This window comes from Enterococcus sp. NPDC086594 (genome assembly GCF_044746145.1).
GTDB lineage: Bacteria > Bacillota > Bacilli > Lactobacillales > Enterococcaceae > Enterococcus_D > Enterococcus_D entomosocium.
In genome coordinates, this window is record NZ_JBIVBP010000002.1 from 145,499 (window position 1) to 165,712 (window position 20,214).

Consider the following 20,214-nt stretch of genomic DNA (forward strand, 5'->3'; position numbering starts at 1 on the left):
AGTTTGTTTCGAAGAAACTCTTCCATCAAAATCAGGAGGTGAAATATAAATGAGTGAAGCAGCTATCGCTAAAAAATCCGCGATCGTTGATGAAGTGAGTGCAAAATTCTCTGCAGCCGCATCTGTAGTCGTTGTTGACTACCGTGGACTAACTGTTGATGAAGTAACTCGCTTACGTAAACAATTGCGTGATGCAAACGTTGAGATGAAAGTTATCAAAAACTCAATTCTTTCTCGTGCTGCTGAAAAAGCTGGTCTAGAAGGTTTAGGTGAAGTATTCACTGGCCCTACTGCCGTAGCATTCAGTAACGAAGACGTTGTTGCACCTGCAAAAATCATTAACGATTTCGCAAAAGACGCAAAAGCTTTAGAAATCAAAGGCGGTATCATCGAAGGCAAAGTTTCTTCATTGGAAGAAATTACTGCATTGGCGAAATTGCCAAACCGCGAAGGACTTCTTTCTATGTTGCTATCTGTGCTACAAGCACCTATCCGCAACGTGGCTTACGCTGTCAAAGCAGTGGCAGAAAAAGAAGAAGATGCAGCATAATTGCCGCATAATTTTTCAGTATTAAAAACTAAACTACTTACTTAAATGGAGGAAAACAAAATGGCATTGAACATTGAAAACATTGTCGAAGAGCTAAAAGGCGCGACAATCTTAGAATTAAACGATTTAATTAAAGCTATCGAAGAAGAATTTGGCGTATCTGCTGCAGCTCCTGTAGCTGTAGCTGGTGGAGCTGGCGATGCTGGTGCTGCTGAAGAACAAACTGAATTCACTGTAGAATTGACTGCAGCTGGCGATCAAAAAGTTAAAGTTATCAAAGCAGTTCGTGAAGCAACTGGCTTAGGCTTGAAAGAAGCGAAAGCAGTCGTTGACGGAGCTCCTTCAGCAGTTAAAGAAGGCATCTCTAAAGACGAAGCTGAAGCATTGAAAGCAGCTTTAGAAGAAGTTGGCGCTTCAGTAACAGTTAAATAATTTTTCTTAGTGTCAAATCCTTTTGTATGAAGGGGTTTGGCGCTTTTTTTGTTATTTGACCATACTTTTGACCATATTTTTAGAAATTTATATAATTCGCGAACCTTTGGGCGGAGGAGTCTTTTTGTTTTTTTGTGACGTGAGCATAAATGTTCATTGTTGTTTGAATATCAGAATGGCCCAGACGAGATTGAACTTCTTGAATAGATAAACCAGCTTCAAATAATAGGCTGCAATGAGTGTGTCGAAATCCGTGAATAGTTATATCTTTCAATCCACTTTCTTTGCATAATCGTTTCTGTATATTGTTTGGTCTTAGGGGATCCAGATAGTTATTATTTTTTGACGAGAAGATAATCTGGTTTGGTCTTAACGAATTATGACCATTTGAGAGAAGATATTTTCGTTGATCTTGTCGCCACTTTTTTAGCACTTCAATCGTTGTATCATCGAGAGAGATTTCTCTGTTCGATGTTTCAGTTTTCGGCTGGTTTGTCACCAATTCATTCTTAGTATTTCTTGCAATCGTTTTGTTTATAGTGAGTATTTTATTTTCAAAATCGATATCTTTCCAAGTTAACGCTAAAGCTTCGCCTTTTCGTATCCCGGTGAACGCTAGTAATCGGAATAGTGGGTAAGAGAGTGGAAACTTATCTTTCTTTGCTACTTCTAGAAATTCTTTGAGCTCCTCAGCTTCATAAAACTTGATTTTATCTTCTTTTTTCCTCGCATTTCCTTTCGTTATATATACATCTTTCATAGGATTAGATACTATTACATTCATTCTGACTGCGTAGTCAAATACAGCGGTAGTATATGTTTTTAATGCTTTATAGGTTGAATATTCAGCTTTCCATTTGTTCACCGTTTTTTGACAGTAAGATACGGTAAAAGATGAAATTTTCTTTTTACCGAAGCAAGGAAATATATTTTTTTTGAACAGAAAGCTTACCCTTGAAAGAGTACTTTCTCTAACAGTATGCTTATATTCCTCATACCATAATTCTTGAATATCAATAAAAGTGTAGTTTTTTTCGGGCGCATATTTGTTATCTTGGGCCTCTGTTTCCAATCTAGCTTTTGCGACTTTTGCTTCTTTTTGAGTTTTGAAACCTCTTCTGGTAGTGTAAAGTTTTTTACCCGTACCAGGATCGATGCCTAAATAAGCTTTAAACATCCACCACTTACTTCCATCTTTTTTCGTATACTGTTTGATCACATTCCTTCTTCCTTTCTTAAGTGCGAATATATGTTCTTTTTTTATGAAAAATAATAATCACACGCAAAGTGTGTTATTGATTTTATCTAGTAGAAACTTTTTTAGCATTGGTTCCCACTTTGTATCCAAACCAAAGTATTCGATAAAATAAAATATATTTAAGTTAGCAGGATCTAAATGATTATGTTCTATAAATTCATGAAGCAAATTCTTGATCATATGACAATCAGCTTCATACTCCATTTTCGAGCGGAAATAAAATATTTTGTATAGTTCTGCAAACTCTTTATGATCTAAGACATGCTTAACCTCGTGATAAATTACTTTCTTTGCATCCGTGGGAGACAGACTGCTATTAATGAAAATCTTATTGAGTTCTTTAATATAGCAGCCGTCGGATTCCATCTCAATTGGCACAATATCAATCCCATGCTCATGCAGCACCTTTTTCACTAACTCCATACTTTCACCTCATTTTGAACTAAGACGACCTTCCATATATGCTCGAATTGCTTCGCGATCTTTTTCCGTTAAAGGTTTACCATTGAAGGACATCGCACTGTCGAGCATTTTTTCTAAATCATCGGAAGTTGTTGCGCTAGAACTATTAGGATTATCAGTACGGCCTAATAAGTAATCAGTAGAGACGTGAAAATAGTCTGCTATGACTTGTAAATTTTCGGCTTTTGGACTTTGCTTTTGCAATGTATACAAATAGTTTTTACTGTAACCAAGCTCCAAAGATATCTCTTTTAGATTTTTATCCCTTTGTTTTGCTAGTTTTTGAATTCGTTCAAATAGTGTCATATCAAGCTTTCCACGCTTTCAAAAATTATTTAACGAAAAAAGTACACAAAAATAGGATAATATTATTGATAATCCAATAGTTGTGGGTTAATCTTATCACGTAAGCTAATTTAATTAGCTAATAAGCAATAAGTAAGGCACCAAATAAAATAAACAATTCGACGTCGGCAAACTAAGAATGTTGTTTTATTAGTGTGTGTTTGGCTTATTTCGTTATGCTTATATAGTACACAACTATGGGATGAGTGTCAACGGAAATTAGCTAATTTTGTTAGCTTACACTCAATATATTTAGAAAGGAGTTGGATCTATGTCTCAAGATTTTGTTCTTAAGGTCAAAATCCAGTTAGCAAAATACGGAAAATCTCAAGGTTGGTTAGCTGATACTATCGGAATTTCAAGACCGTATATGTCTGATATTTTGACCGGAAAAAGAAAACCGGATAAGCAAATCAAACCGATCGAAAATGCACTAAACGCATTAAAGGAGGGGGAGGATTAATGGATATACGGATACCTGATGAGATCATTGAAAATCAGATCATACCTCAATTTGTCCAGATAGCAGTAACTGAGTTCGAAAAGAGGATGAGGTTGGTAACAAAAACAATCGAACTTCCGCCGTTTAGCAATAAAGAAACAGTAAAAGAGGTATTAGGGATCGGTGATGCGAAGTTGAACAGATGGATTGATCAGGGACTGAAAATTCAAGTTTGGAGTAAACAAGATATTCGTATACGTCGCGAAGCCTTGCAACAATTCTTGATAGAAAATTTTGAGGTGTAAATATGGCCTATACCTTCGAACAAGAAGTTTTGATCAACGGATTGATCAAAGAAAGAATCCGAGACCTGCAGCTATTGATCCATGAGACGAAAGGGCAGCTAAGTGAGCGACAGTATGAGAAGGCCCGACAGGATTTGGAACAATATCAAGAACTACAATATCAAAATAGACTTAACCGTCAGATAAATATGGGGTGAAATCATGGAAAATCTAGTAATTATGAAAGATCAGCAACCTGTAACGACCAGTTTGCAAGTTGCTGAGGCATTTGATAAGCAACATAAAGATGTATTAGAAGCAATCGATACTAAAATTCAATCGGCGGAAAATTCCGCTCATTACCAAAATATGTTTGCAGAAGGAGATTACAAGGATTCTCGAGGAAGAAATCAAAGACTATATTACATGAATCGTGATGGTTTTACATTTATTGCATTTGGATTCAATGGTAGAAAAGCAGATGATTTCAAACTTAAATACATTGAAGCATTCAACCAAATGGAGGATCACATCAAACAGCAACCACAGATACCAGATACACCACGAGGACTTGCCTTGTTGGCATTAGCTGCAAACGAAGAAGCGAGTAAACGCATCGATGAGATTGATGAACGCCTCGTAGACATCGAAAAAAACAAACTGATCACTACTGAAGATAAAGGGACTATCGATCGGGCGGTCCAAAAGAAAGTCTATCAAATCTGCAAGGATCAAGATCTTGGTCAAGGCGCAAAAAGCATGTTGTTTCAGGATTTAGGATCTAGCATCAAACAATTATTTAGTGTTCCAAATCGAGGACGTATCAAAGACAAAGATTTCCCAAAGGTTTTGGAGTTTATTGATCATTGGCAGCCGTCGTCAGTGACGAAGGAACGAATCAATCAGATTCAAACGGAATTGGATATGGAGGATCGCGCATGATTAAAAAACTATGCATTTGGTATCTGAGAATCACAGAAACACCTGTATTCCTCAATTTAGAAACGGTGGATGGGGACATCAATCTTGCCGCAAAAAAAGGACCAGTTTTCCTAAGTGCGGATACTGGTCCCTATGGAGTATTCCTTAATTACAAAAGCAAAAGGAAGGTGAGACGGTATGACTAGAGCAGAAGCTTTGCGCATCGGTAAAGTCGTTGCTGATCGCATGTATGAAATTGAAAAGCCATCTATTTTAGCTAAACAACATATCGAACGGATGAAACAAAAAAGTGACTCAGCCGACCAAAGCATTGAGTCACAAACAAAATGTATTTAAGGAGAGTGTATCATGGATCAATTTGACAGTCTAGGGGCAAGACAATTGCCACAAGATGAAAATGACCCTATAGCATTTGATTGGCGTGGCAATCCCCTATATCAAGGTGACCTAGTCTATTCCATTGATGATCAATTCATCCATGAGGATGACCTGCTGGAGTATTGCAAATCAAAACTAGGAAAGCCGGTGCCTTTATGACAATAAAAGAAATCATTCCTTTCGAGGAGCTTTACAACCGAGATCTGACGAATGCAGTTAAGAAGAATGTCCAAAAGTACACAGATAAACAAGGAAATCCACAAGAATTTTCTCTTGAATATCTTTCATGGTCATACGGATGGCGTGAAATGAAACGTATCGATCCGGAGGCATCAGAAAAAGTTCACGAATTTCCAATGTTTGATAATCAATTCCGAATGATTGAAGGGGTGACAGTCCCTTATTTAAAAACACCACAAGGATTTTTCGTCAGAAACACTGTGACATTTCAAGGTAAGGCAGAAACCGAATGGCTGCCAATTGTTGAAAAAGCCAAGTATCCAGTATCTAATCCTAATAGTTTTCAAATTAACACTAGTAACAAACGTTGCTTTGTTAAAGCGCTGGCCAAACATGGATTAGGCTTGTATCTCTATGCAGGGGAAGATATGCCAGAAGATATTTCTAAGCTAGAACTAATTAGTGAGGAACAAGTCGGCTATTTGGATGAAATACTCAAGGTTGTTGCTCAAGCAACAGATACAGATTTTGAAATTCTTGTCGCAAATATACGAGAAAACACAAAAATACAAACACCATTTGATCGATTAAATAAAAATGAATATGGCACGATTTTGAATTATGCCAATCGGATGAGGCTTAAGGCAGAAAAAGTTCAGAAGGCTAAACCACCTGGACAAGGAGCACCGAAAAAGATTGAAACTAAATCATTTACATGGGGGGAACTATCGGATGAATGAATTAATCAAAACTGACACATCAATCCAGATCGACTATACACCAAGTACCATTGAAATCAAAAATGAAGCAGAGCTTGAAGCGCTTGTTGAAAATACCGCCAATCATTACAAAAGCTTGACCTTTAGTGAAGGGGATATCCAAGGAGCTAAAGATGCACGGTCGTCCCTGAATAACATTATTAAATTGCTGGAAGAAAAACGGAAAGAAGTAAAAAACGGATATTCTGAGCCCTTAAAAGCATTTGAAGCCAAGATCAAATCATTTGTTGATCAGATGGAAACTGCCAAAGAAGGGATTTCTCAGAGCCTCGAAAAGTTCGAAACTAAAGAACGTGATTCACGATCGCAGAAAGTGAAAGAAAAAATAGAGGACCTGTGCAATGCATTAGGTGTCGATCCAAATGAAATTGAAATTCCTGATCGATGGACAAATAAAGGCGCCTTTACTGCTGCAAAAGCTGAGTTAACAAAAGCGATCAGTAAAGAAATCACAGATACGATCAATGAAATCGTGTCAAAAAAGCAAACACTAGCAGCGAATAAACAAGCAGTTGAAAGCTATGCGCAGGCTGTTGGCTTAGATCCATTCTCTTGGGTTCGTTGGATTGATCAAGGTCATGAGTTGCAAGAAGTCTTTGACCAAATCAATCAAGTGGTTGCAGAACAGAAAGAAAAACTTGCCAAAGCAGCAGCAATCATCGAAAGAGTTGAGAAAAAAGAGATAGTTCCATCAGTACCGATTGATCCGGAAACTGGCGAAATCCAAGAAGAGCCTACTCAAGAAAAGGAAGTATCAGCAAACGGCAAAGTAGTCACGCTGAAACTTAAAGGCTCGGATGAACAATTTAAACTACTAAATAAAAGTATTGTGCAATTAAGGATCGAAATTGTTGAAGTGACGGAGTGATGCTAGCAAAGATTCTAAAGCAACAGGGGAACAGATTTCTACTGGAAGTTGACGAGAATGTGAATCCTGAGCACCTTGAAACGATCCGCAGGGGGCAGGAGGGATTCGCAGAAATCCAGTTTATAGATAATGATCCCAGAAGCGCGAAGCAAAATGCATTATCTCATTCATTGATCAAAGATATTGCTGAGAGTGAAAACATTCCACGCTATGAAGCGAAAGAGAAAATGCGACATATCTATCAAAACACCTACGATTGTGAATTCAGCCATGCGGAAGTGACAAAATCAGAGATGAACCAATGGATTGACTTTCTAATCGAATACGTTGTTGCAGAAGGAGTTCAGTTGCCAAGGCGCTATAACTACCTTCTGGAACACGACAGTTTCTTCTACTTCTGCTGTAAATACCGAAAATGCGCAGTAACTGGTCAATTAGGCGCGCAGATCCACCATGTAACGGCAGTAGGGAATCGCCACAGAAACAAGGTCGATCATCGAAAGTTTCCGTTTGTTGCTTTGAGTTGGAAGTACCACAATATCGCTCACAATTTGGGTCAAGAAGAGTTTATCCAAAAATATCAAATCAAACCAGTCTATTTAGACCAAGAGGCATTGATTAGGATTGGAATTATGAATAACGCTCAAATCATGCGATTTGATGAAGATTATGAGACAGAAGATTTGTTTAAGAAAGCCACAAAGGAGGTATAACGTGGTAATTCACAGAAGTTACTTTGCAATCATACCGGCAAGTGTGAGGTATGACAACAGGTTGATACCAAGTGCGAAACTTCTGTATGGCGAGATAACCGCTTTATCTAATGAAAGAGGCTATTGCTGGGCAAGTAATGATTATTTCGCCCAATTATACGGAGTTAGCAAACCAACAATTCAAAATTGGCTTAAATCCTTGGAAGACTATGGTCACATTTATAGAGAAGTAAAATACAGACCAAACACTAAGGAAGTTGAAGCCAGAAAAATACGTATAATCAACACCCCTCACCAAGAAAATTTGGTGGGGTCACCAAAAAATCTTGATGAGGGTGACCAAGAAAATTTGGTGACCCCCCACCAAGAAATCTATCAAGATAATAATACATCTATTAATAATACATTTAATAATACAAATAAAGAAGAAGTTGAAACTTCTCCTGTGAAGTATTCTATCGAACACTTCACGCTTGCTTCAAAGCTTAAAAATAATTTGATTAATGATTTTCCAAAAGAAATGAAAAAAGCCAACTTAGAAAAATGGGCAGATGTTATCCGCCTTATGGAGGAAAAGGATGATCGTACTATCAAACAAATTGAGCATGTGATCAATTGGCTTCCTACAAGCGAGTTTTGGTTTGGCAATATCAGAAGCGCTAAAAAGCTGAGAGAAAAATTTGACAGTCTCAAGTTTGAGATAAAAAAAGAAACAAGTAACCAAAAGCGAATAAAGAAACCTTTTATTCGAGAAGAACCATTGCCTGAAAGATTTGTTGATCCTGAACCGGAGCCTGAAATTGATCCTGAACGTCAAGCGGAAATAAATGCCAAGGTTCAAGCTTATCTAAACAAAAAGGGAGGCGGTTAGATGGATAAAGAAAAAAGACTTGAAAAAAAGATTCGCCGGCAGCGGATGGTGTACCTTGCAGAAAAAGTCGATCTCGAAAAAGACTCGGATGCCAAAAAGGAATGGGAAAAGCTTCGTGAGGATCTCTATGAAGGTGTAAATCCTGAAAAACGTTTAGTTGAGGTTCTCTATAAAGGGGATGTCATTTTTACAGGGAATAAGAAAACTGTTAGTGAGAAATGCAAGAAGTCCAAAGTCACTGTTAAAAATTTAATCCAAAGCGGGTCCCCTGATAAACAAGGAAGAATATATCGGTGGAAGGAGTAACCTTCAAGGTGTCCCACCATTTCACAGGAGGTGTCCCACCTATTGGCTACGAAGAAAAAAAGACCCAGATACGCAATGGATGATGCAACCATCGAAAAGTTTCAGTGGTTGTGTGTGCAGCATCAAAAGCGGTCGGGCAAGAAATTATATCCCAAAGATACATTGAAAGAGATGATCGACCACGAATATGAAATTCGAAAGAGTTTCGGTTAGGAGTGAATGATGATAATATTTTTAATTTTTCTCGGTGTGATTGTTTTGCTGAGTATGGAAAATATCACCGCGGAAACACAAAATCGAAACAAAGCAGTTCATGGAATCATTGTTTTAGTTGCCTTGGCACTAATGTGGAGTCTAGTAAGATGACTGCTAAAGAATCTCTGGTAAATAAAATTGTCGGAGAATTAGAAGCTGATTTAAATTCAGAACAGCTTCGAAAAGTGAACATGCTTCTGATGATGTATCTCGAACCATTTGAATTGGTTAAGTCTTCAACAGATATAGTAATCTATGACGAAAAGTCAGATGCGTCAGCTTACCATCAATTTATGGTGTCAAAGAAGATTCAGGGGCTTTCAGACGGAACACTGAAACTTTATATGCAGACGATCAATTTCTTCATGAGCAAGCTTAGAAAACCGTTTAAGGATATCACTACAAATGACATCCGATTGTTTATTGCTAACAGGGAAATCCATGATCGAATATCTAAAGGTACGCTTGCTCGTGAACGAGGCTGTATTGTTAGGTTCTTTCACTGGCTTTATATCGAAGAGTTTATCGATCGAGATCCTGGCGCAAGGGTGGAAAAGATAAAAGTACCCAAAAGGCGCAAACAAGAATTCAGCGAGCTTGAAGTTGAAAAGCTGCGAAGTGCTGCATCTAATGCGAAAGAAACGCTAATCATCGAACTGCTATTGAGTACTGGATGTCGAGTCTCTGAAGTGGTTTCTCTAAATTTTAGTGACTATGACCAAGAAAATGATTCGATTGAAGTGATTGGAAAAGGCAACAAGCAAAGAACTTTATACTTTAATGCCAAGGCAAAGCTGGCATTGAATCATTACTTAAAAGAGGTGCCTCACATCACTGGTCCATTATTTTATGGACAGACGATAGGGAAAGAGATGACTACTGCCGGAATCCAAAAGTTGGTCAAGCGTCTAGGGGAGCGTGCAGGTGTTTTGAACGTTCACCCACACAGATTCAGAAGGACAGCCGCAACACTTGCGAGAAGACACGGGATGCCTATAGAACTCGTTTCTAGGTTCCTCGGTCATGAAAATATTGAGACCACGATGGCCTACTCGATGATTAATGATGATGAAGTGAAGATCTCCCATCAAAAGTTTGTAAGTTGAGGTGAATATTTTGAAAAGAATTTATTACAACGAATTTCACGCGATTTTAGTAGATGAAACAGCAAGGACCTATCGTTTCATTACTAGTCAAGAAGGAAAAGCCTATGCGGATCAAATTGGTGTACAGGCGATTTATCGTAACGCTTTGAACCAAAGGGAAGAGTTTTGATTGAATTAGGCTATAAAAGAACGAAATAGACAATATATAGTGGGCGAAAATACGTTCCTACAATATATTGTGTATAACTTTGTGGATATGTGCATAACTAAAAATGGAGGTACTTCATGGGAGAAATGGCTGAATACTGGAACGATGTGAAGCCTTACCTGAAACAGCGCAGAACGCATCATGTTAAGCGCATGGGAGATTCAGCGACAAAAAACATCAAGGATTTGGGCTTTGAGTTTAACCATTATCCAAATAATCATCAATTTGCGATCAATACGCCAAAATGATTGATTATTGGGGGACAACTGGTACTTGGATAGATCGTAAAACGAAAAGACGCGGCAAAGGACTGCATAGTTTAAAGAAATACGTTAGTGGCAGTTAGTCAATAAGCGGAAGAAATAGAAAACTAGGAGGGGTCACATGCCACCAGAAGATTATCAACCGCCCTTTTGCTTTGAGTGTGACGGTGAGGTATTAAACTCGGAACATTTACTGGTATGCGACGAGTGCGGAAAAATCTATACACAAGACGAATACCAAAAACTAACTGATAAAGAAGCAGAAAAATATATAAACTTCATAAAGAAAATATCACCAGAATTATTCGGTTAATGACAGAGATTGCGGAATAGGAGGGTAAACATGAAAGCAAAAGATTTGATTAGTATATTGCAAAATAATCCGGATGCAGAAGTTGTAGTTTCTACCGTTAGTTACTATGAAAAAAGTCATTATGAAGCAGGATATGAGCGGGGAACCCCTCAACACGTGGAAAGCATTACAGTAGATTTGGGGTATAACCAGATCAAGCTTGATGGCGGAAAAGAAAGAACAATTTAGTCAGTAATCCACCAAAATAGCAAACTGTAATGAGGCAAAAAATGAGCAATCAATTCATATTAACTATACAACGAGAAAATTTTTGTGTTTGGAATCTTTTTCATCAGAAGGAAGACATTTTTTAAAAGACGGAACTTATAAAGTGCCTCCAATTGCCGGTGGATACGTGTTGTCGAAGCGTGGTCAGATGTATTAGTTGAAATTACTGGATAGTCAGCTATCCGACGAAATAAAGGAATAAAAAAAGCCAAATTTATTGGCTTTATAAACTATTCCAAAATCCTTTAGCAAATCCAGTGAAAAATTCAATAATTACTGGTATAGAAATAGAGATGCTTAAGATAATGAAAGAAATTTTCTGAACGGTATTTAATTTATCAAAGAAATTATTTTTCTGAAACAAAAGTACTAGCAAACTTACCAATCCGATTATGCTGAGTATATCTAAAAAAATTGCCATTTAATCACCTCAAAATTAAGGATAGCATATTCAAGTCTTAAACTAAATATTTATTGTAAAGAAATTTTGATAAACAAAAATTAATTCCGCAATCGTCAGCAATTACTTACTAAAAAAAGCCATTAATCAATTAAAATTGATAATGGCTGAAATAACTATCTAAATTGATATTTTTGGAAAAAGCTAGTTACAACTTATTTAAGTTTTTTTAACTCTTCAGGATCTATAAATAACCTTACATCACCTGTTTCTAGATTTACATCTGCTTTTATTTCTGCTGTGTCTTTTTCTTTTAAAAATTTACTTATTTCTGGATTCACTTTCAAAGGTAAATTTCCAAAAGTAACAGTTTTAAAAACCTTATTCATAATATAGCAGCTCCTTTTATTTTTTAACTACAAAAAAGTTACACAAATACCATATATTCAAGTCTAAAGCTCTTTATAGGTAATGTAAAGAAATTGATTTTATGCGAAAAACTAGATGTATTGGCAATTAAAAAGAAATTAAAGATAAAAATATGATTAATCAGCACTCCAACGAAGTAAGGAACTATAAGTTCTTTAAAGGATCACACATGAATGTAACTAATTTAAAAAAAGTTCTTTTGAAAGTCTGTTTAGCAGGCGCATCTTCACTAACTAATTTATACAAACTAATAAAAAGAGACAATAAAATGCATATTATCAGGCAAATTAATACCAAAAAAAAGATAAAAAGAAAAGATAAAATCATAACTTTTAGGGTTTGCATAGGTACTCCTTAAGTAATTGTTGTTAAGGGGAATATTATCATAGTACCTATTTACTTGGCGTGACACTAATATAACAAATTTGAAAGATAGCCACATACATTTAAAACAACAAATCAACCTTTTTTGATTTTCTTTTCATAAGCTTCAGTAAAGAAGATAGTAAAAAAATAGCCAAAAAAAAGACCGGAAAATATAAATAGATGTTTCAAGAATGTAGAAACATTCAAGGTGATTTCAGTGAACAAACTAACAACACCAACCATAGGTAGAAAACAAAATAAAGATATAAAAAAACTTTTTTTAAATAATTTCATAATGCTACTCCTCTAAATATATTTTGAAGAAACTTTCGTTATAGAATCATTTTCAAAAATATCACATATCTTTATATTTTTGTAAGGAAAAATTATTTCATACCATACAATATACATTTCTCTATCATAGATACCTTGAAGCAATAGGTCGTTTATATCTGTGCTATTTGAATCAAATAAATCACATATATCAATTCTCTTACAGTTATCCATAAAAGCACCTTCGATGTAAAGGATAACAGAACAAAGTGTTTAAGTAAAAAAATTATATATATGCGAAAAAAACCAGTACCTTGGAGCATCCGGGTACTGGAAAGGCTAAATTTAAAATGAAATCGGGCCTCAATTGCATTTAGTTAGGAGTTGCCTTTTTTTAAATATTACTTTAATCAGTCTTTTTGAGCAAATAAAAAAAACCAACAACTATAAAGTTGCTGGCAATGCCTAAAAACTTGAAAGGGTTAGTTAAAAGAATATAGAGGCATTACAGACATTCTAAAGTAAATATTGAGTATCCGTCAAGGAAACTGCTAGCTACAAAAAAGAGATGGCAAATTACTTACCATCTCAAACAGTGAACTGTCAGTTTTCCGCCTGACAGTTATATTGTATCAAATCAATGTGTGAAAACACTATTAGTAAGGAAGGATGAAATGCTTCGGATGAAGAATAAATCTTTTATTGTAATAATACTATCGGCAATAATCGCTACAAGTTGGCTATCCTATACGATAAATGAATCGAGGTGATGAAAATGAAAAAGTACAAAGAGCGTTTAATTCCCGAAGATGAGAGACCAATTGAAATTGTGATGGGTGAAAATATCGAACGCTATTTTTTGAAAAGCGATTATAGCAGCATGACTGCATTTGCAAATGATTTAGGATGTGACTCAGCACGGCTTAAAAAGGTTATTGAGGGAAAAGCTGTTTTTAGTGTGCAGATACTACAACGTGCGGCAAAATTATTAAATATTAAAACAATTGATTTAATCGAGGACTGGTCAGAACAATAAAAAAGTCGGATTCCTCCGACACAATATAATATTTCCAACAAATATATTATAACATAGTAAGGGGAATCAGGCACTATGGCACTTTTTGATGTAAGTAAATATGAAGTACCAGATCCTAAGAATTTGGATATTGAAAAAACAAAATACAATGTGGACGTCTTTATGGCTGCCTATCTATCTGAAAGATGTCGAGTAGGTGAGCCAAGAGAGCCGAAGATTACCAGTACTTTTTCAATTGTCTCTCCGACGTTTTCAACTGAGAACTATGCTGCAGCAGAGCAGAAGAACTACTCATCCAAAAAGAGGAAACAATCAATGTGTTCCATCAATTGAAACAATTTAAGTAAAATAAAAAGTTCCTACTATTTATAGAAGTGCACTCTTTATTATCCAGTACTATTCAATTTTCTTTACTCTCCCACCTATCTTGGATGCAAATTCTTCTGCATCAGCTTTACACTTAAACAATCGTGCTTTACTTTTTAGACGTGTTCGACATCCAGTAGGGGTGATGTAGCCATGCAATACTTTCACAACATACATTTGGAATCAACTCCTTATAGTTTTTAGTATAAAAAATAAAAGTAAAGAGTTAATAAAGTAAGTTAGAAGAATAGAATAATATTTTCTAATGGTCAATACCATATTTGAAAATACAAAAAGACACTTAATTTTAACTAACTATGTACCCTAGCGAGGCGCGATGGATACAGCAGAGCCTTAGTTGGATGAGGCAACCTCGCTAGGAGAAGGCTAGCAATTTATCGAATAGATGTTTTAATTTAAATACCCATATCTTTAAAAGGAGATTCGATACTAGCCTTCGAAAACAGACTACTATATTTAAATAACATTTTTCAAACAGATTAAGAAAGCTTAATCTATAACAAGTTATTTCTTAAGATCTCAAAGTAACAAAAAATCGGATTTATCTGGCTATCATTAATCGTATGCTTTTGGAATAATTATGTATCCTAGCGAGGATTTAAAAAGCGTAGCTGCGTTATTATGTTAGATTATTATCTCTCGCTAGGAGAGGGCGGAGGCATATCTTTGAAAGCAACCATTAGCAGAATATTTATTTTTGAAGATATGATCGCTCTGACCCTCGAGTTCAAATTACACCTATGAATAATGGATTGCAATCCAGGTTAAGGAGAGTTAATTAATAACTTAGAATATTTATTTCCATAATATGTAGAATAAACAAAAACAGATTCATCTCAAAATTATTGATACTAGAGGTAGATTAATTACACCAAATCGGAGGGATATGCGCTATGACTTTATTACAGGAAATAGATGAGAATAAAACACGCGCTAACGCAAGAAAGCTTCTGATGACATACAGAAGAAAGAAACGGCGTTTAGTGGGTGCCAGTATAGATCCATATTCATTAATCCGTTCTCCGGAAATAACCGATGATCCTGCTCATCGAAGTAATACGAACGGTACAGAGAAAGTCATGCTGCATCAATTAAGTTTAGTTGGACTTATGGAAAATTACTCAAGAGAGATTGTACTGATTGATCAAGCGATTGACAGCCTATCGGATATCTCTAAAAAAATCCTTCGTTTCAGTTATTGTGATCCCAACAAACTTACAATTCGAGACATTGCATATAAACTTGATATCTACCAGGTTACGCCATCTGGGAAATTTGAGCGTATTCTATATAGTGAAAAGAATATCGAGCGTCTTCGATCGCTGGCTTTATTTGAATTTGCAGAAGCATATTCAGGTGGTGTGTTAATAGCTCAAAAAAATAGGGATTTTATAGGGAAATGTTAGGGGTTTTTTAGGGATTTCGTTCGATTTAAGGTGATATTATGTTAGTGTCGAAAGATTAAGAGATGTGGTTGGTGGGCTACTCACATAATAACTCATAAACCGAAAGGGGGCTAATCTCCTCGTCGCTTTATTATTCTTTGACAGAAAGACAGTAAAACTAAAATGAATGGAGCTGAGAACGCTCCTTATCTTCATTCGACGTCTATTTGATTTTAACGTGTAACTCAGATAAAAAAGAGCTTGATTTTTATTTAGGAGGCTGGTGGTTCAGGTCCAGCTATGTCAATAGGAATTAATCGATTGAATCGCTCTCATGATCTCACATACTCCCCACAAAAAACAGCCTTTTAAGGCTGTTTTTTTGATATATATAAACTTTATATTTACCGCTATGTTATTTTTATAACTTTCAACTTATATGGAAAACTATAGAACGAAGGAGTATAATTATGTTAAAAATAATTGATTTAGGAGATAAAATGAAAATCAACCGAATTAATTTAGAGAATGTTGGAAATATTTCAAATTTAACACTGAACTTTAATGAGAGTATGAATGTAATTTGTGGTACAAACGGTATTGGAAAGACAACAATCTTGAAATCTGTTGCAGCTTGTTTTTCTGATGGAGGACAGGGTATTAAGAAAAAATACGGTAGCAATATTGGGAAAATAAACCTTAGTTTAACTAACTCTGATTCAATTACTGATGAATTGAATGTAAATGTAGATGCAATTAAACCACTTGAAATGTATGAACCTGATAGAATAAATCGAACTCTATATCTGGAATTAATAAATTTTTCAATTGATAGAAGCATAAATTACAAAGAAATAACAAGTCTGAAAAAATATCCAGGTAGAGAATTCTGGCAATCCAAAGATATTGTTAAAGAAGGAATAAAATCTGAAGATTTAAAAAATTGGCTTGTGAATAGATATATGAGTAGTGGACATTGGGATGATTTGGAAGAATACGAGCAAGAGAATTACAATCTAATGAAAAATGTTTTCTCGATAATTAATCCTGATATTAAGTTCAAAAAGGCTGATACAAAAAACTATGAAATAGTGTTAGATGATCGAGGTAGTGAGGTTTATTTTGAATTTGAATCAGCTGGATACAAAGCAATTGTGTATATTTTGTTGGGGATTATTTCTGAGATAGAGTTTCGGATGGAAAATAAACAAGCTACAGGTTTCAGCGGGGTAGTTCTAATAGATGAGATAGATATGCATCTACATCCAGAATGGCAGCGAAGAGTTGTTCATGCCTTAAAAAAAACATTTCCAAAAGCCCAGTTCATTATTACAACCCACAGTCCAAGTGTTTTACAAGATTTAAATAAAGATGAAATCATTCCCCTTACGCTAAATGAATCTAAAGATGTAGAAATAAAAGAACTCGATCTCAGTGAATATGGATTAAAAGGTTGGTCACTTGAAGAAATCTTGTCTGATGTCATGGGAGTTGAAAATGTCAAGAGTAATGAATACCTTGATATTAAAGAAAAATTTGAATTGGCTCTTGAAGATGGGGATGAGCATAAATTAAAAGAGTCATATGCGATCTTAGAAAAAATGTTACACCCTACTAATCCTCTTAAGCAAATTCTAGAAATTCAAATGGCAGGGATCGTAAATGATTAAAATAGAGAGGATAGCTCGTCCGGAAAAGTTAACAGAAGATGTTGTACGAGTCTTAACAGAAAAATATAGACAAACGAAAAGGGCTGTTTGGAATAAGGACTATATTAAAGAAAAATTATTAGAAATGACACATCATAAGTGTTGCTATTGTGAGACATCTTTGGATGTTTCTGGAAACTATATGGAGGTCGAACATTTCTATCCTAAAAGTTGTTTTCCAGATCGTGTAGTTGATTGGGCAAACCTTTTACCTAGTTGCAAAAGATGTAATATAAAAAAAGGCGATATTAACCCAGAAAAAATTTCTTTAATAAATCCAACAATTAATGACCCTAAGCAACATTTTAAATTGGATCGCTTTAGGATTAAGGGAATTGATGAAGTCGGAAAAAATACTATTAAGAGCTTAAATTTAAATGATTTAGAAAAATTAATGTTAGTTAGAATGAAAATAGCAGAAGCTCTTATTAACAAGATTGAAGATATAAATGATCTTTTAGAAGATACAGGGGTTAAACAAAATACAATGAAATGCTTACGAATACGCAATTCACTTCATGATATATTAGAAGCAGTACAGCCTAATAAAAACTATAGCGCTACGTTATCTAGTATACTATTAAACGATGAGAATTATAACAATATAAAACAATGGTTGCAGGAAGAGCAATTATGGGATAATGAATTAGATAACATGGATGCTGTTGCTAATGATATCGCATTGAAAATATGATAAATGTATTTCATCATGAGATTTCGGTTTTTACTTACCTATAAATTTAATTTTAAACCAATAATACAAGATGAATTAGTAAAACAAAACTCAATTAAGAGTGATTGCGAGGTGGTGTGCATGGATGGCTAGAAAAAGAGACCCTAGACGAGATGAAGCTTTTCGAATTTATGAAAAAAACGGTGGAAAGATTGCTCTTGTCGAGATCGCTAATATTTTAGGTTTACCAGCTGGCACCATCCGAGGTTGGCGTTCTAAGGATCGCTGGGATGAAAAGTTGAACGGAACGTTCCAATTAAAAGAAATGGAACGCTCCAAAAAAACAACGGAACGTTCTAAACGTGCTGGGGCTCCAGTTGGCAACCAAAATGCAAAAGGCAACAAAGGTAATAGTAGGGCATCACCGCCTGAAAGAAACAAAAATGCGCTGAAAACTGGCGAATATGAAACGATATTTGAGGATTTTTTATCTGACGAAGAAAAGGAAATTTACTCAAGCTTGAGTGATGATCCTTTTTTTGTTTTGTCTGAAGAAATCAAGTTGTTGAAAATTAGACAACGGCGCATGATGCAACGCATCAAAGATGCTGAGGATGGTCTTAATCAGGAAGAAATTGAAAGATTGCAGCAGTTACGAAAGGTCAAAGAGCCGACAGTTGTTGACGGTAAAGTCATTACTATTAAGCGAGAGATTCTAAAGGATGTGCAAGTATCAAGGAAGCAGTTTCGCAAAATAGATAATATCTTAGCTATTGAGGAGGCATTGACACGCATCAGTAACCAGCTGACGAAATCCATCAAGCAACTGAACGAGTTGTCATTATCAGGTGAAAAAGCTGCATTATTGGAAGAACAAAAACGGAAGATGATCTTTGAAGCAGATATCCTTGAAAACAAAGCTGCTAAACTGGTACTTAAACAAGGTGAACAAAGTAAAGTGCAAGGTCTTATTGATATTGGCCAAGCGCTTATTGGTCCTATAGAAGAAGCTGAGGAGAATGACACCGATGAGTCAGTTGAAATTATCGACTAAGCAAAAACAGAATATTTTTCAACCACTCAAAGGGATTCGAATGGAATTGAACGAGGGAACGATTCGTTCAGGTAAGACGATGTCAGATGCGCAGAAGATGGCGTTAATCTACGCAGGACATCCCGATACGAATCATCTTGTACTCGCTTATAACCAAGAACAAGCTTACAGAATGTTTATGGATTGCGAAGGTTTTGGGCTTGAACATATCTTTGCCAGCTATGCTGAGATTCGACACGATGAGCACGGTGATCACTTGTGGATCAATCTCCCGACAGGAGAAAAGCGGATCTATTATAAAGGTGGCGGGAAAGTGAATGCTGTCGGTGCTATCACTGGGATGTCTTTTGGTACGGTCACTTTTTTAGAGTTTAATCTTTTAAATAAGGCGGTTATCGAAGAGGCTTTTCGTCGGACCAAGGCTTCTAGCTTTCGGTACCACCTTGCAGAACAAAACCCGCCGGCTCCAAATCATCCGAATCTTGAAACACTGAAGCCATTTATTGAAACGGGTTCTTACATGTTTCGACATTGGCGTCCACAAGATAATCCTATTTTAACTAAACGATCATTAAAAGAATGGGAAGCGGAGTGTAAAGTCTCTGACTATCTTTACAAACGAGATTGGCTAGGCGATCGAGTGATGCCCGAAGGCGTGATCTATTCAATGTTTAATGAAGATACCCATATGACAAAAGAAATCATAGGCAAGCCTGTAGAAGTGTTCTTCAGTGCCGATGGTGGTCAAAGCGATGCGACAACTTGTTCGTTAAACCTCGTTACATGGAAAGATGGAAAATACTATCTCTATCGAATGGCCAACTTTTATCATAGCGGCGCTGATACTGGTGTCACAAAAGCAATGAGTGAGTATGCCAAGGAAATTAAGCAGTTCAAAGAATGGTGCTATAAAGAGTGGTCGTGGCTGCCAAAGCATTCGAAATTTTTTGTCGATCCGGCCTGTAAGTCGTTGAGTGAGGAATTACGTGTTTTGGGTATTGTCACTACAAAAGCAGATAACAATTCAAAAGATAAAGTAACGAGTAACGGCACCAAAATTGAAATAGGGATTGAACGCATGCAAAGCGCCTTTTCTAAAGGACGCTTTTTTCTTTTTGATCATGAAGGCAAATATGGCCATTATTATTTTATCAAGGAGTTAGGGATGTATGTCCGTAATGATAATGGCTACCCAGTTGATAAAAACAACCATGCTCTTGATGAATGTCGGTACGCAATTAATTACTTTACGAAACGTTATGTTCTCTAATAGGAGGTGG

The 20,214-nt window shown here is 35.9% G+C and carries 32 protein-coding genes; 27 read left to right on the forward strand and 5 right to left on the reverse strand.

What is annotated here, in order from left to right; genetic code table 11:
• Positions 1–49: 49 nt before the first annotated feature.
• Positions 50–550, forward strand: a complete 501-nt coding sequence (gene rplJ, locus ACIPK1_RS05030; protein WP_005236672.1) for a 50S ribosomal protein L10 — start codon at positions 50–52, stop codon at positions 548–550.
• 60 nt (positions 551–610) lie between these two features.
• Positions 611–982, forward strand: a complete 372-nt coding sequence (gene rplL / locus ACIPK1_RS05035) for a 50S ribosomal protein L7/L12 (protein WP_003127081.1) — start codon at positions 611–613, stop codon at positions 980–982.
• A gap of 79 nt (positions 983–1,061) precedes the next feature.
• Here the strand turns inward: rplL and ACIPK1_RS05040 are convergent, their stop codons facing one another.
• The 3 genes from ACIPK1_RS05040 to ACIPK1_RS05050 are packed head-to-tail and all read right to left on the reverse strand — an operon-like array spanning position 1,062 to position 3,008.
• Positions 1,062–2,201, reverse strand: a complete 1,140-nt coding sequence (locus ACIPK1_RS05040; protein WP_400450074.1) for a tyrosine-type recombinase/integrase — start codon at positions 2,199–2,201, stop codon at positions 1,062–1,064.
• A 57-nt stretch (positions 2,202–2,258) separates the two neighbouring features.
• On the reverse strand, positions 2,259–2,663 hold the full coding sequence (locus ACIPK1_RS05045; protein WP_252709166.1) for an ImmA/IrrE family metallo-endopeptidase: 405 nt from the start codon (positions 2,661–2,663) through the stop codon (positions 2,259–2,261).
• Positions 2,664–2,672: 9 nt separating this feature from the next.
• Positions 2,673–3,008 carry a helix-turn-helix domain-containing protein gene (locus ACIPK1_RS05050; protein ID WP_400450075.1) on the reverse strand — a complete coding sequence of 112 codons (336 nt, stop codon included), beginning with the start codon at positions 3,006–3,008 and terminating at the stop codon, positions 2,673–2,675.
• A gap of 310 nt (positions 3,009–3,318) precedes the next feature.
• Here ACIPK1_RS05050 and ACIPK1_RS05055 point away from each other — a divergent pair, with 310 nt between their 5' ends.
• The 18 genes from ACIPK1_RS05055 to ACIPK1_RS05140 all read left to right on the forward strand — a co-directional run bounded on the left by ACIPK1_RS05055 (position 3,319) and on the right by ACIPK1_RS05140 (position 11,183).
• Positions 3,319–3,510 (forward strand): helix-turn-helix transcriptional regulator, encoded by a 192-nt coding sequence (locus tag ACIPK1_RS05055; protein WP_252709165.1) that lies wholly within the window; start codon positions 3,319–3,321, stop codon positions 3,508–3,510.
• Positions 3,510–3,794, forward strand: a complete 285-nt coding sequence (locus tag ACIPK1_RS05060; protein WP_252709164.1) for a helix-turn-helix domain-containing protein — start codon at positions 3,510–3,512, stop codon at positions 3,792–3,794. Before ACIPK1_RS05055 ends, ACIPK1_RS05060 begins: the two co-directional genes overlap by 1 nt.
• A 2-nt stretch (positions 3,795–3,796) precedes the next feature.
• Entirely contained in the window at positions 3,797–3,991 is a 195-nt protein-coding gene (locus ACIPK1_RS05065; protein WP_252709163.1) for a hypothetical protein, read from the forward strand.
• Positions 3,992–3,995: 4 nt separating this feature from the next.
• Positions 3,996–4,715: a Rha family transcriptional regulator gene (locus ACIPK1_RS05070; protein ID WP_252709162.1), complete on the forward strand. Its 720-nt coding sequence runs from the start codon at positions 3,996–3,998 to the stop codon at positions 4,713–4,715.
• Between the two features lie 177 nt (positions 4,716–4,892).
• Positions 4,893–5,051, forward strand: a complete 159-nt coding sequence (locus ACIPK1_RS05075) for a hypothetical protein (protein ID WP_400450076.1) — start codon at positions 4,893–4,895, stop codon at positions 5,049–5,051.
• Between the two features lie 12 nt (positions 5,052–5,063).
• Positions 5,064–5,252: a hypothetical protein gene (locus tag ACIPK1_RS05080; RefSeq protein WP_252709160.1), complete on the forward strand. Its 189-nt coding sequence runs from the start codon at positions 5,064–5,066 to the stop codon at positions 5,250–5,252.
• A complete protein-coding gene (locus tag ACIPK1_RS05085) occupies positions 5,249–6,013 on the forward strand; it encodes a DUF1071 domain-containing protein (protein ID WP_400450077.1) in 765 nt (254 codons plus the stop codon). Before ACIPK1_RS05080 ends, ACIPK1_RS05085 begins: the two co-directional genes overlap by 4 nt.
• Positions 6,006–6,920: a DUF1351 domain-containing protein gene (locus ACIPK1_RS05090; protein WP_252709158.1), complete on the forward strand. Its 915-nt coding sequence runs from the start codon at positions 6,006–6,008 to the stop codon at positions 6,918–6,920. Before ACIPK1_RS05085 ends, ACIPK1_RS05090 begins: the two co-directional genes overlap by 8 nt.
• The gene (locus ACIPK1_RS05095; protein ID WP_400450079.1) at positions 6,920–7,633 is read left to right on the forward strand and encodes a putative HNHc nuclease; all 714 of its coding nucleotides are present in this window, start codon (positions 6,920–6,922) and stop codon (positions 7,631–7,633) included. The genes ACIPK1_RS05090 and ACIPK1_RS05095 overlap by 1 nt, the downstream gene beginning before the upstream one ends.
• A gap of 1 nt (position 7,634) precedes the next feature.
• The gene (locus ACIPK1_RS05100) at positions 7,635–8,504 is read left to right on the forward strand and encodes a helix-turn-helix domain-containing protein (protein ID WP_400450081.1); all 870 of its coding nucleotides are present in this window, start codon (positions 7,635–7,637) and stop codon (positions 8,502–8,504) included.
• A complete protein-coding gene (locus ACIPK1_RS05105; RefSeq protein ID WP_194188272.1) occupies positions 8,505–8,810 on the forward strand; it encodes a hypothetical protein in 306 nt (101 codons plus the stop codon).
• A gap of 42 nt (positions 8,811–8,852) precedes the next feature.
• On the forward strand, positions 8,853–9,023 hold the full coding sequence (locus tag ACIPK1_RS05110; RefSeq protein ID WP_400450082.1) for a hypothetical protein: 171 nt from the start codon (positions 8,853–8,855) through the stop codon (positions 9,021–9,023).
• A 9-nt stretch (positions 9,024–9,032) separates the two neighbouring features.
• Positions 9,033–9,176, forward strand: a complete 144-nt coding sequence (locus ACIPK1_RS05115) for a hypothetical protein (protein WP_252709155.1) — start codon at positions 9,033–9,035, stop codon at positions 9,174–9,176.
• The gene (locus ACIPK1_RS05120) at positions 9,173–10,171 is read left to right on the forward strand and encodes a tyrosine-type recombinase/integrase (RefSeq protein WP_400450084.1); all 999 of its coding nucleotides are present in this window, start codon (positions 9,173–9,175) and stop codon (positions 10,169–10,171) included. The genes ACIPK1_RS05115 and ACIPK1_RS05120 overlap by 4 nt, the downstream gene beginning before the upstream one ends.
• A gap of 10 nt (positions 10,172–10,181) precedes the next feature.
• Complete coding sequence (locus ACIPK1_RS05125; RefSeq protein ID WP_252709178.1) at positions 10,182–10,340, forward strand: hypothetical protein; 159 nt, start codon at positions 10,182–10,184, stop codon at positions 10,338–10,340.
• 116 nt (positions 10,341–10,456) lie between these two features.
• Positions 10,457–10,627 (forward strand): hypothetical protein, encoded by a 171-nt coding sequence (locus ACIPK1_RS05130; protein ID WP_252709153.1) that lies wholly within the window; start codon positions 10,457–10,459, stop codon positions 10,625–10,627.
• 136 nt (positions 10,628–10,763) lie between these two features.
• Positions 10,764–10,955: an SAM--benzoic acid carboxyl methyltransferase gene (locus ACIPK1_RS05135; RefSeq protein WP_400450086.1), complete on the forward strand. Its 192-nt coding sequence runs from the start codon at positions 10,764–10,766 to the stop codon at positions 10,953–10,955.
• A 30-nt stretch (positions 10,956–10,985) separates the two neighbouring features.
• On the forward strand, positions 10,986–11,183 hold the full coding sequence (locus ACIPK1_RS05140) for a hypothetical protein (protein WP_016610885.1): 198 nt from the start codon (positions 10,986–10,988) through the stop codon (positions 11,181–11,183).
• Positions 11,184–11,837: 654 nt separating this feature from the next.
• Here ACIPK1_RS05140 and ACIPK1_RS05145 read toward each other — a convergent pair.
• Positions 11,838–12,011 carry a hypothetical protein gene (locus tag ACIPK1_RS05145; protein WP_400450088.1) on the reverse strand — a complete coding sequence of 58 codons (174 nt, stop codon included), beginning with the start codon at positions 12,009–12,011 and terminating at the stop codon, positions 11,838–11,840.
• A gap of 499 nt (positions 12,012–12,510) precedes the next feature.
• Positions 12,511–12,711 (reverse strand): hypothetical protein, encoded by a 201-nt coding sequence (locus tag ACIPK1_RS05150; RefSeq protein ID WP_008377702.1) that lies wholly within the window; start codon positions 12,709–12,711, stop codon positions 12,511–12,513.
• Positions 12,712–13,465: 754 nt separating this feature from the next.
• On the opposite strand from ACIPK1_RS05150, the gene ACIPK1_RS05155 reads away from it, so the two are divergent.
• From ACIPK1_RS05155 to ACIPK1_RS05185, 7 genes are all read left to right on the forward strand, one after another.
• On the forward strand, positions 13,466–13,726 hold the full coding sequence (locus ACIPK1_RS05155; RefSeq protein ID WP_252709148.1) for an XRE family transcriptional regulator: 261 nt from the start codon (positions 13,466–13,468) through the stop codon (positions 13,724–13,726).
• A 75-nt stretch (positions 13,727–13,801) separates the two neighbouring features.
• Positions 13,802–14,059, forward strand: a complete 258-nt coding sequence (locus ACIPK1_RS05160) for a hypothetical protein (RefSeq protein WP_400450090.1) — start codon at positions 13,802–13,804, stop codon at positions 14,057–14,059.
• Positions 14,060–15,006: 947 nt separating this feature from the next.
• Positions 15,007–15,519, forward strand: coding sequence for an ArpU family phage packaging/lysis transcriptional regulator (locus ACIPK1_RS05165; RefSeq protein ID WP_269923647.1), 513 nt, complete (start codon positions 15,007–15,009; stop codon positions 15,517–15,519).
• 449 nt (positions 15,520–15,968) lie between these two features.
• A complete protein-coding gene (locus ACIPK1_RS05170; protein WP_269923648.1) occupies positions 15,969–17,168 on the forward strand; it encodes an AAA family ATPase in 1,200 nt (399 codons plus the stop codon).
• Positions 17,161–17,901 carry an HNH endonuclease gene (locus ACIPK1_RS05175; protein WP_400450093.1) on the forward strand — a complete coding sequence of 247 codons (741 nt, stop codon included), beginning with the start codon at positions 17,161–17,163 and terminating at the stop codon, positions 17,899–17,901. Before ACIPK1_RS05170 ends, ACIPK1_RS05175 begins: the two co-directional genes overlap by 8 nt.
• Before the next feature lie 124 nt (positions 17,902–18,025).
• Positions 18,026–18,934, forward strand: coding sequence for a phage terminase small subunit (terS, locus tag ACIPK1_RS05180; RefSeq protein WP_400450094.1), 909 nt, complete (start codon positions 18,026–18,028; stop codon positions 18,932–18,934).
• Entirely contained in the window at positions 18,909–20,204 is a 1,296-nt protein-coding gene (locus ACIPK1_RS05185) for a PBSX family phage terminase large subunit (RefSeq protein ID WP_400450096.1), read from the forward strand. Before terS ends, ACIPK1_RS05185 begins: the two co-directional genes overlap by 26 nt.
• Positions 20,205–20,214 lie beyond the last annotated feature (10 nt).

Excerpts from the sequence above, each read along its gene's own strand:
- ACIPK1_RS05090 (WP_252709158.1), top strand. The coding sequence starts at position 6,006 with ATGAATGAATTAATCAAAACTGACACATCAATCCAGATCGACTATACA.
- terS (WP_400450094.1), top strand. The coding sequence starts at position 18,026 with ATGGCTAGAAAAAGAGACCCTAGACGAGATGAAGCTTTTCGAATTTAT.
- ACIPK1_RS05065 (WP_252709163.1), top strand. The coding sequence starts at position 3,797 with ATGGCCTATACCTTCGAACAAGAAGTTTTGATCAACGGATTGATCAAA.
- ACIPK1_RS05140 (WP_016610885.1), top strand. The coding sequence starts at position 10,986 with ATGAAAGCAAAAGATTTGATTAGTATATTGCAAAATAATCCGGATGCA.
- ACIPK1_RS05115 (WP_252709155.1), top strand. The coding sequence starts at position 9,033 with ATGATAATATTTTTAATTTTTCTCGGTGTGATTGTTTTGCTGAGTATG.
- ACIPK1_RS05120 (WP_400450084.1), top strand. The coding sequence starts at position 9,173 with ATGACTGCTAAAGAATCTCTGGTAAATAAAATTGTCGGAGAATTAGAA.
- ACIPK1_RS05185 (WP_400450096.1), top strand. The coding sequence starts at position 18,909 with ATGAGTCAGTTGAAATTATCGACTAAGCAAAAACAGAATATTTTTCAA.
- ACIPK1_RS05085 (WP_400450077.1), top strand. The coding sequence starts at position 5,249 with ATGACAATAAAAGAAATCATTCCTTTCGAGGAGCTTTACAACCGAGAT.
- ACIPK1_RS05060 (WP_252709164.1), top strand. The coding sequence starts at position 3,510 with ATGGATATACGGATACCTGATGAGATCATTGAAAATCAGATCATACCT.
- ACIPK1_RS05050 (WP_400450075.1), bottom strand. The coding sequence starts at position 3,008 with ATGACACTATTTGAACGAATTCAAAAACTAGCAAAACAAAGGGATAAA.
- ACIPK1_RS05095 (WP_400450079.1), top strand. The coding sequence starts at position 6,920 with ATGCTAGCAAAGATTCTAAAGCAACAGGGGAACAGATTTCTACTGGAA.
- ACIPK1_RS05160 (WP_400450090.1), top strand. The coding sequence starts at position 13,802 with ATGGCACTTTTTGATGTAAGTAAATATGAAGTACCAGATCCTAAGAAT.
- ACIPK1_RS05170 (WP_269923648.1), top strand. The coding sequence starts at position 15,969 with ATGTTAAAAATAATTGATTTAGGAGATAAAATGAAAATCAACCGAATT.
- ACIPK1_RS05165 (WP_269923647.1), top strand. The coding sequence starts at position 15,007 with ATGACTTTATTACAGGAAATAGATGAGAATAAAACACGCGCTAACGCA.
- rplJ (WP_005236672.1), top strand. The coding sequence starts at position 50 with ATGAGTGAAGCAGCTATCGCTAAAAAATCCGCGATCGTTGATGAAGTG.
- ACIPK1_RS05045 (WP_252709166.1), bottom strand. The coding sequence starts at position 2,663 with ATGGAGTTAGTGAAAAAGGTGCTGCATGAGCATGGGATTGATATTGTG.
- ACIPK1_RS05055 (WP_252709165.1), top strand. The coding sequence starts at position 3,319 with ATGTCTCAAGATTTTGTTCTTAAGGTCAAAATCCAGTTAGCAAAATAC.
- ACIPK1_RS05155 (WP_252709148.1), top strand. The coding sequence starts at position 13,466 with ATGAAAAAGTACAAAGAGCGTTTAATTCCCGAAGATGAGAGACCAATT.
- ACIPK1_RS05145 (WP_400450088.1), bottom strand. The coding sequence starts at position 12,011 with ATGAATAAGGTTTTTAAAACTGTTACTTTTGGAAATTTACCTTTGAAA.
- rplL (WP_003127081.1), top strand. The coding sequence starts at position 611 with ATGGCATTGAACATTGAAAACATTGTCGAAGAGCTAAAAGGCGCGACA.
- ACIPK1_RS05075 (WP_400450076.1), top strand. The coding sequence starts at position 4,893 with ATGACTAGAGCAGAAGCTTTGCGCATCGGTAAAGTCGTTGCTGATCGC.
- ACIPK1_RS05130 (WP_252709153.1), top strand. The coding sequence starts at position 10,457 with ATGGGAGAAATGGCTGAATACTGGAACGATGTGAAGCCTTACCTGAAA.
- ACIPK1_RS05080 (WP_252709160.1), top strand. The coding sequence starts at position 5,064 with ATGGATCAATTTGACAGTCTAGGGGCAAGACAATTGCCACAAGATGAA.
- ACIPK1_RS05150 (WP_008377702.1), bottom strand. The coding sequence starts at position 12,711 with ATGAAATTATTTAAAAAAAGTTTTTTTATATCTTTATTTTGTTTTCTA.
- ACIPK1_RS05175 (WP_400450093.1), top strand. The coding sequence starts at position 17,161 with ATGATTAAAATAGAGAGGATAGCTCGTCCGGAAAAGTTAACAGAAGAT.
- ACIPK1_RS05105 (WP_194188272.1), top strand. The coding sequence starts at position 8,505 with ATGGATAAAGAAAAAAGACTTGAAAAAAAGATTCGCCGGCAGCGGATG.
- ACIPK1_RS05135 (WP_400450086.1), top strand. The coding sequence starts at position 10,764 with ATGCCACCAGAAGATTATCAACCGCCCTTTTGCTTTGAGTGTGACGGT.
- ACIPK1_RS05070 (WP_252709162.1), top strand. The coding sequence starts at position 3,996 with ATGGAAAATCTAGTAATTATGAAAGATCAGCAACCTGTAACGACCAGT.